The sequence below is a fragment of the Phycisphaeraceae bacterium genome (genome assembly GCA_019636555.1).
In the GTDB taxonomy this organism is placed as follows: Bacteria; Planctomycetota; Phycisphaerae; order Phycisphaerales; family UBA1924; genus JAFEBO01.
The window spans coordinates 1433038-1445930 of the sequence record JAHBXH010000001.1; the positions used below are offsets into that span (position 1 = coordinate 1433038).

Below are 12893 nucleotides of genomic sequence, written 5' to 3' on the forward strand. Positions count from 1 at the left end.
CTCGAGGTGCACGATGAGCGCAAGCGGAATCGGAATCGGAATTCTCGGCATCGTCGGAGTGATCCTCGCGGTCGCGATCGCGGTGCTTCTCATCACCCACCTGATCGTTCCGATCTTCAAAGGTCTTGCCTGGATCATCGCGCGGATCTTCCACTTTGTCGTCGGCATGCTTTCGGACATCGTCCGCACGGTCGGCGCGATTCTCGCGATGATCCTGTTCGCGCCGCTGGTGGTGCTCAACATCATCATCGGACGCTGGTCGGCATCTGCCCATTTCGCGAACTCGGTCAAGGGTGAACTCGCAATCGCGGGCGCTTGTCTGTATCGCGTCTGCCTCGGCCATCCGGCGCGCCTGCTCGGTTTGGGCGGGCTCGTTGAAGGAATCGAGCAGCGTTTTCCGCAGGCGGTCGCTCAGGCGCCGACTTCCGACAAGCCGTCGCGCGGGCGCGCCGGACAATTCGAGGGATACAAGATCGTCGGGTCGCTGCCGACGGGCGGTTCCGGCTCCAAGCTCTATATCGCCGAGCCTGACCCGATCAAGCGCGCTTCGTTCGAGCGTGCCGGATTCCGGAATGTGGATCAGGTGGTCATCAAGAACTTCCCGGTCGAAGACGGCTCCAACCTTCCCAACATCGTGCGTGAATCGCGGGCCCTTGAGGCCGCGAAGAAGCTCGGCCTGGTGCTCGATCACGAGTTGAGCCCCGCCAAGTTCTATTACGTGATGCGCTATGTGCCCGGGCAGACGTTCAACGTCGTCATCCAGCAGATGCACGCGCAGAGCGATCCCAGCCTGCAGGGGCTCGATGACCGTCACCTGCGAAGCACGCTCGGTTATGTCTCCGATCTTGTTTCGACACTCGATCAATACCACCAGGGCGGCCTGTGGCACAAGGACGTCAAGCCGGAAAACATCATCGTCGAGCAACTTGGAGGCGTGCCGCGCGCACACCTTGTCGATTTCGGCCTCGTCACTCCGCTCCGCAGCGCGATGACGCTCACGACCCATGGCACCGAGTATTTCCGTGATCCGGAACTCGTGCGTCTGGCGCTGCGTGGCGTGAAGGTCCAGGAAGTAGATGGCGCCAAGTTTGACGTGTACGCGGCAGGTGCGGTGCTCTTTGCCGCGATGGAAAACAGCTTCCCGGCCCACGGCGTGCTCAGCCAGATCACGCGCCGCTGCCCGGAGGCTGTCAAGTGGATCATCCGCCGCGCGATGGCGGACTACGACAAGCGGTATACATCCGCGGCCCAGATGCTCGCCGACCTGATCGTGGTGCAAAGCGCGCCCGATGCATTCGCGCTCAAGCCGATCGATCTGCCAAGCATGCGGGGCGAGCCGCTCGAAGTGCCGCCGAGAATGCCCGAGCCGGCGATGGCCGGGGCCGCAGCTGCGGCAGCGCCGTTTGCCGCGGCGTATGCGTCGCCCGTCGGGCCTGCCGCCAAACCGGCACGCGCGGGTCGTCCGGATATCCGCTTGCTCAATTGGTGGACGGGCGAACATGTCGTGGTTCCCGAAGTTCCGGACGCGGCAGCAAGTAGTCGTCCGCCGTTTGGCGGCTGGGAAGGGACGGTTCGGAACGTCAGCGAGAAAGTCGAACGGGCCGTCGACGGCGCGTTCGCCGCAGCGGGTCTCGCCGGCGCGGCGCGTTCTCCGCGCGGAGCGGCGCATCTCCGCAGCGCCCGCGAGCAGATCGATGCCGCGCGCGCGAGGATCCAGACCAAGCGTGAAAAAATGAAGTCGCGGCGCGGCGCCTGGGCGGCGTCGAAGGCGGCCGGCCGCTATTCCAACAAGCCCGGCGCGGGCTCGTTCGTGAGCACGCTGATCGCGATCGGCGGCGCGTTCTTTATCTTTATGATGGTGCGCGGAACAAACTCGCGCAGTTCCGTTTCGAGTTCCAGCACGCAGGTCACCCAGGCGATCGCGTCGGTTCCCTCTGCAACCCGCGACGGGGCGATGGAAACGATTCGCTTTGCGTCGCAGTCGGCGGGCGACAAGGCGGTCACCACCAAGCGCTCGAAGAGGAGCAAGACAGTCCCCGTGGTCGAGGCTACTCCAGTTCTCGACGTCGAAGCCAAGGCGCTGTTTGTGAGCGACTTCCCCGCGCCGCTCTCGGCCGAAGCCCGCTCCCGCGTGGATTCGGTTGTGAACGGTCTCCGCAAGAGCGGGTTTGAACTCTGCGGCGATACCCCCGAAGCGAAGGAAGGCGATCAGGAGACGATCGATCGGCTGGCGGAAGCTCGCGTCGCCGTCTCCGGAGTCGAGGTCGCGTCGAATGAATTCAGAGATCGTCTCGCGCAGTGGGCGGGAGAAAAGGGTATGGACCTGGTGGTCTGGCTCCGCCCGCAGGTCGATTCCAGCGGAAAGCCTGATGTGGCCAAGGCGCCCGTGGCTTATGTCATCGCTGCGTCGGACACCGACGACGCCGTGAGGAATACTGCGCGAGACGCGATCGCCGGGGCGCTGCGGAACGCGAAATGAGTGCCTAATTGGACGATTCGGCGTGGTGCGACGCCGCCCTCAACGCGTCCAGCCGCCCCAGCGCTCTCCCTGTGTCGACCGCTGCCCGGGCCAATCCGATTCCCTCGCGCAGATCGTTCGCCTCACCCGAAACATACATCGCTGCACCCGCATTCAGTAGCACCATGTCGCCTTTTGCTCCGACTTTTCCGTGCAGCACGTCCCGCGCGATCCCAACCGCTTCCTCGAGCGAATCGGCCTGGAGCGCTTCGCGCGTCGAGCGCGACAAGCCGAATTGCTCCGGATGAATTGTCACCGTCCGCACCGATTCCCCTTCAACGTGCGCCACGAGATTCGATGAGGTTGTCGAGAGCTCATCAAAGCCGTCGTCCGCGTGCACGACCATTGCACGCGTGCATCCGAGCCTCGACAGCGCTTCGGCGACGATTCGCACGTGCTCGGTGCGAGACACTCCCAGGAGTTGCCTCGTCGCTCGGCCCGGGTTTGTCAGTGGCCCCAGCAGATTGAAGATCGTGGGGAAGCCGAGAGACTTTCGCACCGGAGCCGCAGCGCGTGTCGCGGGGTGGTGATGAATCGCAAAGCAAAAGCAGAGCCCGGCCTGCTCAACGCACTTTGCCTGAACTTCTGGCGAAGCCTCGACGTTGACCCCGAGCGCCTGCATGATCTCAGCTGAGCCACGACCGGTCCGGCTGCGGTTGCCGTGCTTCACCACTTTGGCGCCCGCGCCCGCGGCAACGAGGGCGGCGATCGTCGAGACGTTAAACAGTTTCGGCGCACCGCCCGTTCCGCACGTGTCGATCACCCGTGCTCGAATTTCTTCATTCAATGGGACCGGTGTCACATGTCGGCGCATCGAGGTGGCCGCACCCACCAATTCATCGGCGCTCGCGCCCTTCGCTTCGATCAGCGAGAGAAGGCTCGCGATCTGTCCAGCGTCCAGATTGCCCAGCAGAAGCTGTTCGAACACTTCCTCAGAAGCGAGGGCGGACAGCCCGCGTCCCTTCGCCAGGTCCGCCAGCGCGGCATGGATTGAAATCGATGATTCAGACAACTCCAACAAGGTAGCCAATACGTGAGGCCCGCGTTCGATTGCCAGTCTCCGCAATCAGGAAACCGGGAACAGACCTTTGCGGAATCCGATCTCGCTTCCCCTTCCGTTCGTACCATCTTGCGGAATGCAACGCGAATCCGCCTTCGCGATGGACAAGACATTCAAGAGCGCCGCGCAGGTGGCGAGGCGTCGCCTCGTCGCCGATTTCCTCTCGACCGCGGGCGTGTTTCTGCTCGCCGCGTCGGTTTTCTCCGTTGTGTGCGTGCTCGCGGCAAAGTTCACACCCTTCCCGCTGATCCCGTGGTGGGGTTATGTTGTGGTCGCTGTCGTCGCCGTCGTTGCGGCGTTCGTGCTGGCGGTTCGCCAAGGCTGGTCAAACGAACGCGCGGCACGCGAGCTTGATCGAGCGCTCGGTTTCAAGGACACGCTTGGCTCGGCGCTCGAACTTCGAGGTTCGCATCTCGAGCACGAGCGCCCCTTCGTCGCGGAACTCGCCGCCCGCGCAGAACGCTTCGCCGAATCTGCACAAGCCGATCGGGCGGTGCGAGTGCGGTTCGGGAACGCCTGGTTGATCTGGCCCGCGGTCGCCGCGGCCGCTTTCGCATGCTCCGTGTGGATACCCGATCGGGCGCAGCACGCCGCGATGCAGGCGAAAAAGCGCGAGCAGGAAGTGCGCGAGGCGACCGCCGAAATCCGTGAAGTCGCCAAGATGGTCGAGGAATCGCCCAAGCCTTCCGAGCCCGAGCAAATGGAAAGGCCGCTCGACGAAAAACTCTCCGAAATTGAGCAGGAGCTCGCGGCGGGCCAGCTCACGCCCCACGATGCCAGAGTTCGAACCGCCGAAGAGTTGAGCCGCCACGCGGAAGAAACCGAGAAGAAGGCGCGCCAGAGCGAAGCGAGCATCGAGGAAGCACGCCGGGCGCTTGCTCGCGCCGCTGCCCGATCGCGGCAAGCCGCATCGCAGTCTGGCTCGCGTCTTGCCGAGGCTTTGCGGAACGGAGATCTTGATTCCGCGGCGGAAGAACTCGAGCGGCTCGAGCGCTCGGCCGGATCCACGGAGCGCGAGCAGGCCGCTCGTGAACTCGAACAGATTTCAAAGAATCTCGATTCCGGGACACAGACCGATTCGGAAGACCGAACTGCCGCCGCCGATGGACAGCGTCCGACGCAATCGGTACAAGAGCGCTTGCAGGAAGCCGCGAAGGACGCGGCAAACGACCTGAAGCGGCCGCCAAGCGAACCTCCGCCAAATCCGAGCGAGCAAAAGCAGAGCGGTTCTCAAGGTGAGGATCAGCCCAAGAGCGATCAGAGTTCGAAGGATCAATCGAGCGAGCGGCAGGGTTCCGATTCGGCTTCCGGTGGGCAACAGAAGAAAGAGAATCCGGAGAATACCGGCGGAGGAGCAGAGAAAACCGATCAACCTTCGGGCGCGGAACAATCGAAGAAGCCCGATTCTTCCAATCAGCCGGGTTCGCAGGATTCGAACGCGCAATCGGGTCAAAGCCGAGGCGATCAACCGGCTCGGCAACCCGACAACTCCGGACAGCAGCCGCCTCAACAACCGGGTGCGGATCAACCCGGTCAAAGCGGCAAGCAAAAGCAGGAGCCGCGCCCGGGTTCCGCTCCGGATCAAAGGTCGCAATCTTCCGAGCGAAGCAAGAAGCCCGGCGAGTCGGGCCAGAACTCCCCGAGCGGTTCGCAACAGCGCCAACCCACGGAAGCGCCGGAAAACGAAGGCCAATCGTCGAAGAGCGATGCGAATCAGAGCCAGAATCAGCCCGGCCCATCGAAACCGATCCAGCAGCCCGGCGCTGGGCAAACTTCTGATGCACAAAGTCCGACCGATCCCGGCGCGACTCCTCGGCAGAAACCGGGAGACTCGCAGGGCGGCGCGTCCACCCCGCGGCCTGACTCGGGCCCGAACGGAGGCGCGCAGAGGCTCGCACAGGAATTGAGGGATTTGTCGAAACAGCGCGGCGACGCGCAGCAGCAGCGCGAAACCGCGCGAGGCATGCGTGATCGCGCCGAACAAATGCTCGAGAACGCTTCGCCGGAAGAGCGTGCCCGACTGCAGGACCTGGCGAAGCGCCTCGCGGACTCAGATCGCGCCGATCCCGGGAGTTCTCCGGCCCCTTGGCGCGGGCCGACACAGACTTTCGACGCTCGCCCGCCGGCGCCAGATCTCGAATCCAAGCCGCTCAACGACTCGCGACCCGCTGAACGCACCATCGCGGAATGGCTGAGCGAACCCAAGTCCGGAGGCGCCGCGCCGCCGGGAGCGATCCCGCAGGAACCGATCCGACGCGCGACCGAAAGTGCGCGTCAAGCAATCGAGCAGCAGACCATTCCGCCTCAGTATTCCGACTTGGTCCGTCGAGTGTTTAAGCGATACGCCGAGTCGGCTCAGGGATCGGGAGCCAACAAGTGATGCTCGGCGCAGATTGCCCCGTGCTGCTCGCATCGGCCTTCGACCGCTGGCTTGACACGATCGGAATCGCGGTCGAGCGCCCCTGGCTGCTCGCGGTCTTTGGTCTCGGCGCTCTGATCATGGGCGCGACAGCGCGCGGTTTCGGCGTCATGAGTCGTCCGCGCCGGATTGTCGCTGCCGTCATCCGCGCCGCCCTCATCCTGCTCATCGGCGCGTGTGTGTCGGGGATCGCGCTCGTGCGAACAACGGACAAGCTCGCGGCGGTCGCGGTCGTCGATGTCTCCGATTCCGTTCGCCGATTCGGGGCGCTCTCCGGTCTCGACTTCTCCACTCGGGTCGCGGATTACATACGGGGTGCGACGGATTCGAGGGGGCCCGACGATCTTCTAGGCGTCGTTGTGTTTGACGGTCGAGCAATCACAACGACGGCTCCAACTGCCGCCAGAATCGGCGAGTTCTCGTTCGATGCTCCCGGCGCGGAGGGAACGGACATCGAGTCGGCGCTCCGGCTTGCCCGCGCGATTCTTCCTCCGGATGCCGCGGGCAGGTTGATACTGTTCACAGACGGCAACGAGACCCGGGGCAGCGCCCTAAGCGGCGTTCGCGAATTCGAATCTTCGGCTCGCCCGGTTCCTGTCGACGTCGTTCCTCTCAAATACAAGCTGGAGAACGAGGTCTACATCTCGAATGTCGATGCGCCGTCTCTGGCCCCCGCCGATTCGAGCGTGCGGCTGCGCGTGACGCTCTTCAGCACCGGCGATGCCTTCGGGACCATGCGTGTTGTCTCGTCCGATGCGCGCGAGCAGGAGCTTCACGCCCAGCAGGTCGAACTTCAAGCCGGTGAAAACGTCAGGACAATCGAGGTGCCGCTCGGGCCGGGGCGCGTGCACCGCTTCCGCGCGGTTTTCGAGCCACAGACCGGCGCCGACGGGAAGCCGGCCGGCGACACGCTGGCGGAGAACAACGCCGCGACGGCGTTCACCCTCACTCCGGGTGCCGGTTCGGTCCTGATCGTGGAGGGATCGTCGGGCGAGCCGTCTCCACTCGCACGCACTCTCAAGGACGACGGGTTGAAGGTGGAAGTGCTTCCGGCGCGCCTGGTGCCTTCGGATCCGCTGACTCTTCAGAACTACGACCTGGTGATTCTCGAAGATGTCGGCGCTGAGGATTTGCCCGAGCCGACGCAGCGGCTGCTTGCCGGCGCCGTGCGCGAAATGGGAATCGGACTTGTCATGGTGGGGGGGCCGAATTCGTTCGGCGCCGGTGGCTGGCGCAACACGCCGATCGAGCCCGTTCTGCCCGTGCTTCTGGACCTGCCCGAGCGACTGGTCGAACCGGAGTCGGCGGTTGTCTTCGTTCTCGACAATTCGGGTTCGATGCGCCGATCGGTCATGGGCTCGTCGCGCAGTCAGCAGGAGATCGCGAATCAATCCGCCGCAATGGCGCTGGGCGCGCTCGATCGAAGAGACCTTGTCGGTGTCATCGCATTCAACAGCAGCTACGACGTTGTTCAGCCGCTGGCGCCGAACTCGGATCCGGCCTCTACGGCGAGCGCGATTCTGTCGATCGGTCCCGGAGGCGGAACAAACCTCGGCCCGGCGCTTGTTGAAGCGGGCAACCAGCTCCTTTCGGTCAAAGCAAAGAACAAGAACATCATCGTGCTCACCGACGGCGTTTCGCAGGACCGCGACAGCCTGCCCGACATCGCTCGCTCCCTTTCCAAGCAGGACGTTCGCGTTTCGACCATCGCAATCGGCGATGACGCCGACGCATCAGGTCTCGAGGAAATCGCGCGCCTGGGAGAGGGAAAGTACTACCAAGTGACGAATCCGTCGGTTCTTCCCCGGATCTTCATGCGAGCGGTGAAAGTCATTCGCTCGCCGCTGATTCGCGAAGAGCCGTTCCGCCCGGTCGTGCTGCCGTCCGGTTCACCGGCGACGATCGGCGTTGACGCTCCGCCAGATCTGCTCGGGCTCTGCCTCACCCAGCCCAGGCCGGATCCGACGGTTGTCAACGCGATCGTCTCTCCGACCGGGGAGCCGGTATTGAGTCACTGGCGGGTCGAACTTGGTCAAGTGGCGGCATTCACTTCGGACGCGGGTCATTGGGCAAACAACTGGCTCGATTGGCCGGGCTACCGGCGGATGTGGACGCAACTCGCCCGATTCCTGAGCCGGAGTCAGTCGAGCAGTCCGTACAGCGCTCGCGCCGAAGTCGTCGGCGATCGATTGGTCATCCGCGCGGAACGCAGCCCGACCGTTTCGGACGGCGCGACGTCGCTCGGCGCCACAATCTTTTCTCCGACCGGTGCACAGATTCCGGTGCGGCTGTCCGAAATTGCGCCCGGCGTTTTTGAGTCCCGCACACACGTATCGGACGAAGGCGCCTACATCGCGGTCATACGGCCGATCCTGCCCGAGGGAACCGCCGCAACACCGATCATCGCCGGCGCGTCACTGTTTGCGGGTCGTGAATGGCGAGATCTCGCTTCCAATGACGAGTGGCTGGCGGGCCTTGCTTCGATTTCCGGTATACCGCCCCGATCGCTTGACGACGCCAGGCCGAACTCGTTCTTTGATCGCAACGGCATTCCGCCGCGACGTTCCCAATCTCCCCTCTGGCCGATTCTTCTCGCATGGATTCCGCCGCTCTTTCTTTTGGATCTGGCGGCCCGCCGGATCGCATGGGACCGTTGGTTGGGCGATCATCAATCCGCAATGACGAGCTCAAACGTCGCGAGCCTTGCGAAGCTCAAGACTGTGGAGGCTCTCAGCGACCCGGAAGAGGGCTACCGGGGTGTTCAGCTTTCTTCCGAGGATGCGTCGCGTCTTGCCGCTGCCGCTCGCGATCGGCGCCGTGCGGAACGGATGGCGGCCACCGCCCCGATCGAAGCGTCCAGCCGGAAAGAATCCGGAGCGGAGACTTCGCCCTCCCCCGGGGGCGATTCCCTCCTAGCGGCCAAGCGACGGGCCCGCGAAAAGTTCGAAGAAAAAGAACAGTGATTTCAGCCGATGGATGGGGAGGGCTTTCAACTGAGAGCAGGGTGAACAACCAGAAACGGTTAATCCCAAAACGAAAAACGAGCCGTCCGGATTTCGGACGGCTCGTCGGAAGTTTCGGAACGCTGTCTCTACACCACGTGTGCGCTGGAGATCAGCGACGGCGACGGGCGGCGATCAGGCCACCGAGGCCGAGGAGGGCGAGAGAGCCCGGAGTCGGCACGGTTTCCGTGTTGCCGGTGAACGAGCTGTTCGCCGAGAAGTCATTGAAGATCTTCGTGATCGGGTCAAACAGCGGCGCGCCGCCAGCGGTCAGAATATTGGTCAGCGTGAACACCGCTTCCTGCGGGTTCGCGGGGGTGCGACCCGGATCAAGGAGAGCGATGAGCGAAGCGCCGAATGTGTAGGCGAAACCGGTCTGATCCGAGAACAGAATCGAGTTGGTACCGCCGACGCGGACGAACGAGCCGGAGGCCGAGTCGCCGCGGACGATCATGCCGCCGCCCGAATCGGTCACAATGAAGTAGCCCGCGACGTTGGCGGTGGTCACGCCGCCGACGGTCACCGCGGGGCTGATCAGAAGATTCAGCTCGAGGTGGGCGTTGTTGAATGTCTGCTGGAACGGCGTGGGCTCAGACAGGCCGTCCACGATGAACGAAATCGGCACAGCCATGTTGTACGAAATGAGCCCGATGCCCGCGCCTCCGCCGTTGGCGACGTTCGTCACCGGGCGGATGCCCAAGCCGGGGTCAGCGAATGAGAATGCCAGACCGGCCTGCGCCGCTCCCGCGACCGCAAACGCCGCCAGAGCGGCCGAAATCTGAATTACCTTCTTCACAGCGAACCTCTCTTCCCGAATTCCATGACAGACCGCCCGCGCCAACTCCGCGCACAAAGCGATCCGACACCCGCGACCGCGCAATACGGTCGCTCCACTTCGAACATGCCTCAGGAATCCGGACGATGCCACCAAAGCGCGGAAAAAAACTCCGATTTTGCCGACTCGCCCGCCGGGGACTTTCCTGCGGCCTTTTCAGGCCCGTTCGTACGAAAATCAACTCGTTGGTTGACTAAAACAAATGGAGGGGTAAACTCAACCAAATGGTTGATATTTCAGAACGCCGCCTTTCCCACGTGTTTGACGCGCTCTCGGACCCGGGACGCCGCTGGATTGTCCGGCGACTCGCCCAGAACCCGTGCACGCCCAGCGATCTCACCAAGCCGCTCCACATGTCGCTCCAGGGAGTGACCAAGCACGTCGCCGTGCTCGAACGCGCCGGAATCGTCAAACGCGAGAAGCGGGGCAGGCAGCGCATCCTCTCTTTAGAGGGAGCCTCGCTCCACGCCGCCGGCGCCTGGATCGATCACTATCGCGCGTTCTGGGAAACCAAGCTCGATGCGCTGGCTTCGCACGTCACAGGTCCGGCGCACTCCACGCATCCGGCGCGCGTCTCGCACGCCCCCGCACGAAAGGACCATCATCCATGAATCAGCCAGAAATGAATCGCGGCCCGGAGGTTGTCGTCCAACGGTTTATTCCCGCTTCGCCGGCGCGCATCTTCCGGGCGCTCACGGTCGCGACCGAACTCGAGCGCTGGCTCTTCTCCGATGTGGAGACCCAGCCGCACAAGGGCGGCATGTACAAAATGCGATGGCGATCCGCGACCGACCACTCGCGCGATCACGACCGCTTCGGACGCTATCTCGAGATCGAGCACGATCGCAAAGTCGTTTTCGAGTGGAAGGGAGATCCTTCACAGAATCTCGGGTTGGGCGACATCCAGAGCACGGTTGTCACGATTACGCTCACGCCAGAGGGTGGCGGCACGATGGTCAAACTCGTCCACTCCGGCTGGCCGACCGACACAAGCGGCCAGGATTGGGCAGGCAAGCACCACGACGGCTGGTCTTTCTACCTCGAAAACCTGGCGAACTACCTGACTTCGGGTCCGGATCTGCGTGGGAGCCGACACGGCCAGAAAGTGAAGTCGCCCGTCGCGGGCTAGACAGCGATGACCGCCTCGAACCCGAGAGCGTTTCCAAGTTCTCCGCAATGCCGCGAATTCTGAGGGCACGGGAGCAAATCCCGCGGTTTCTTACAGCACGCTTCCGAAAAGGGAAAGCGATCGCACGCGGTCAATGCGCACGTTCACGAAACTCCCGGTCGGATCGCTCGCGTCCGGTTCACGGTCAAAGAACACGATCAGGTCGGTGTCAGTTCTGCCGCAGTATTGCGCCGGCGCGTTCGTTTCCTCCGAAGCTGCTTCGAGCTCCCCGACGCTCGAACATCCGCAGCCATCGCCGCACGCGCCCGGGCCGCTCGACTCCCGATCTTCCCCTCCGATTGTCAGCGAGATGAGCGACTTGGGCTTCTCCGCGCGACGCCGCTTCTTTTCCTCGCGCTGGCTCGGCCCCTCCACGAAAATCTCGAGCGTGCTCCCGATGTTCTCGCGAGCCACGTCTTCCGCGATGCGGTTCTGAAGAGCGAGCAATTCGGTGTTCCTGCGGCGCTTGACCGTCTCCGGAACGTCATCCGGCAGCTTGTCGAACGCTGTCGTCCCCGGCCGGGGTGAGTATTTGAAAATGAAGCTGTTTTTGTACCGCGCACGCTCCATCAGCCGCGTCGTCGCGACAAAATCCTCTTCGGTCTCGGTCGGGAAACCCACGATGAAATCGCCGGAGATCCCGAGCGGCCGGCCCTTGTCGGGCTCGTGCAGGTACGAGCGCGCCCGGTCCACAAACTCCAGGTACTCGCCCACCGTGTAGCCGCGATTCATGAGCTTGAGAATGCGGTCGGAACCAGTTTGCGCCGGAACGTGCAAGTAGCGGCAGATCCGCGGGTGATCGCGGATCACTTCCAGCACATCATCGCCGAAATCGCGTGGATAGCTCGTGACGAAGCGGAGCCTGCGGATCGCGGGCACCTCCTCGTGGATCCGCGAAAGCAAATCGGCGAACGTCGTTGTGGAATCCCCTGCGAAGGGATCGCGCCGATGTCCTCCCGTGAAACTCCGTCCTTTCTGAGGCTGAATCAGCCCGTTCACTGTTACCGCCGCGCCGTGCTCAAAGCGATAGTGGTTTACGGTCTGACCGAGAAGCGTGATCTCGATGACGCCCGCGTCCGCAAGGCGCTTGCACTCGTCGATGATGTGCTCGGGAGGCCGGTGAATTTCGGCCCCGCGCGTAAAGGGAACCACGCAATATGTGCAGAACTTGTTGCACCCGCGCGTGATGCGTACGTACGCGCTCCGCCCTTTCGAACCGATCTCGTCAATGGGAGACACCGCGCGCGAAAGATCCAGCATCTCGAGCGAATCCTCCGCCGCGGCAAGCGTGCCGCTCCGGCGCGAAGCGCTCCCCTGCAGCGCGATCTGCCGCGCCGAAACCACCCGGTGCTCGCCCGGCGAATTCTGATCCGGAATCGGGTTAGCAGCCAGCGAGCCGTTGGTGCGCACCGCATTGTCAAGAAGGGCCGGCAGCTTGTCGAGTTCGGCCGGGCCGACCAGCACGTCGACCACCGGCATGCGCCTCACAAGCGCCTCGCCGTCGCGTTCCGCTAAGCAACCAAGGACGCCAACCACGAGAGAGGGATCGGCCTTCTTTCGCAGCGTCATTTCACCCAGGCGCGACCACACCTTCTGTTCCGCAAGCTCGCGAACCGAGCAGGTGTTGTACAGAACGACCTCCGCGTCCGCGGCGTCCGGCGTCATCCGATATCCGAGCGCGCGCAGCTGCCCCGTGACCAGCTCCGAATCGAGCTCGTTCATCTGGCAGCCAAATGTTTCGATATACACGCGCTTCGAAGCCATGAAGCACAAGAGTATGAGCAGGAACGCCGGCCGTGAGAAGCATCGGGCTCCCCTGCCGGTTTGCTCGAGAGCGGGGGCCAACCAGTCTGGAGGTGAGCAGGCGAGCACGAGGGGAGGTGGGACCGCA

At 63.5% G+C, this 12893-nt stretch carries 8 protein-coding genes; 5 read left to right on the plus strand and 3 right to left on the minus strand.

The annotated features are described in order from the left end of the window. The first annotated feature begins 13 nt into the window (after positions 1 to 13). Entirely contained in the window at positions 14 to 2479 is a 2466-nt protein-coding gene (locus KF691_05915) for a hypothetical protein (GenBank protein ID MBX3388974.1), read from the plus strand. 4 nt (positions 2480 to 2483) lie between these two features. Here KF691_05915 and trpD read toward each other — a convergent pair whose 3' ends face one another. Next, positions 2484 to 3530, minus strand: coding sequence for an anthranilate phosphoribosyltransferase (trpD, locus tag KF691_05920; GenBank protein MBX3388975.1), 1047 nt, complete (start codon positions 3528 to 3530; stop codon positions 2484 to 2486). 124 nt (positions 3531 to 3654) lie between these two features. On the opposite strand from trpD, the gene KF691_05925 reads away from it, so the two are divergent. Both KF691_05925 and KF691_05930 read left to right on the plus strand, forming a co-directional pair. Continuing rightward, a complete protein-coding gene (locus KF691_05925; protein MBX3388976.1) occupies positions 3655 to 5958 on the plus strand; it encodes a hypothetical protein in 2304 nt (767 codons plus the stop codon). Continuing rightward, positions 5958 to 8960, plus strand: coding sequence for a VWA domain-containing protein (locus KF691_05930; protein MBX3388977.1), 3003 nt, complete (start codon positions 5958 to 5960; stop codon positions 8958 to 8960). The genes KF691_05925 and KF691_05930 overlap by 1 nt, the downstream gene beginning before the upstream one ends. 151 nt (positions 8961 to 9111) lie before the next feature. Here the strand turns inward: KF691_05930 and KF691_05935 are convergent, their stop codons facing one another. Next, positions 9112 to 9795, minus strand: coding sequence for a hypothetical protein (locus KF691_05935; GenBank protein ID MBX3388978.1), 684 nt, complete (start codon positions 9793 to 9795; stop codon positions 9112 to 9114). A 263-nt stretch (positions 9796 to 10058) separates the two neighbouring features. Here KF691_05935 and KF691_05940 point away from each other — a divergent pair, with 263 nt between their 5' ends. Together KF691_05940 and KF691_05945 are read left to right on the plus strand one after the other, a co-directional pair. Further along, positions 10059 to 10445, plus strand: coding sequence for a helix-turn-helix transcriptional regulator (locus KF691_05940; GenBank protein MBX3388979.1), 387 nt, complete (start codon positions 10059 to 10061; stop codon positions 10443 to 10445). Then, complete coding sequence (locus tag KF691_05945; GenBank protein ID MBX3388980.1) at positions 10442 to 10963, plus strand: SRPBCC domain-containing protein; 522 nt, start codon at positions 10442 to 10444, stop codon at positions 10961 to 10963. Before KF691_05940 ends, KF691_05945 begins: the two co-directional genes overlap by 4 nt. A 90-nt stretch (positions 10964 to 11053) precedes the next feature. Here KF691_05945 and KF691_05950 read toward each other — a convergent pair whose 3' ends face one another. After that, complete coding sequence (locus tag KF691_05950; protein ID MBX3388981.1) at positions 11054 to 12766, minus strand: MiaB/RimO family radical SAM methylthiotransferase; 1713 nt, start codon at positions 12764 to 12766, stop codon at positions 11054 to 11056. Between the last annotated feature and the right edge of the window lie 127 nt (positions 12767 to 12893).

Coding starts and splice junctions, on each gene's coding strand:
- KF691_05915 (MBX3388974.1), top strand. CDS start 14: ATGAGCGCAAGCGGAATCGGAATCGGAATTCTCGGCATCGTCGGAGTG.
- KF691_05925 (MBX3388976.1), top strand. CDS start 3,655: ATGCAACGCGAATCCGCCTTCGCGATGGACAAGACATTCAAGAGCGCC.
- KF691_05930 (MBX3388977.1), top strand. CDS start 5,958: ATGCTCGGCGCAGATTGCCCCGTGCTGCTCGCATCGGCCTTCGACCGC.
- KF691_05940 (MBX3388979.1), top strand. CDS start 10,059: ATGGTTGATATTTCAGAACGCCGCCTTTCCCACGTGTTTGACGCGCTC.
- KF691_05945 (MBX3388980.1), top strand. CDS start 10,442: ATGAATCAGCCAGAAATGAATCGCGGCCCGGAGGTTGTCGTCCAACGG.
- KF691_05950 (MBX3388981.1), bottom strand. CDS start 12,766: ATGGCTTCGAAGCGCGTGTATATCGAAACATTTGGCTGCCAGATGAAC.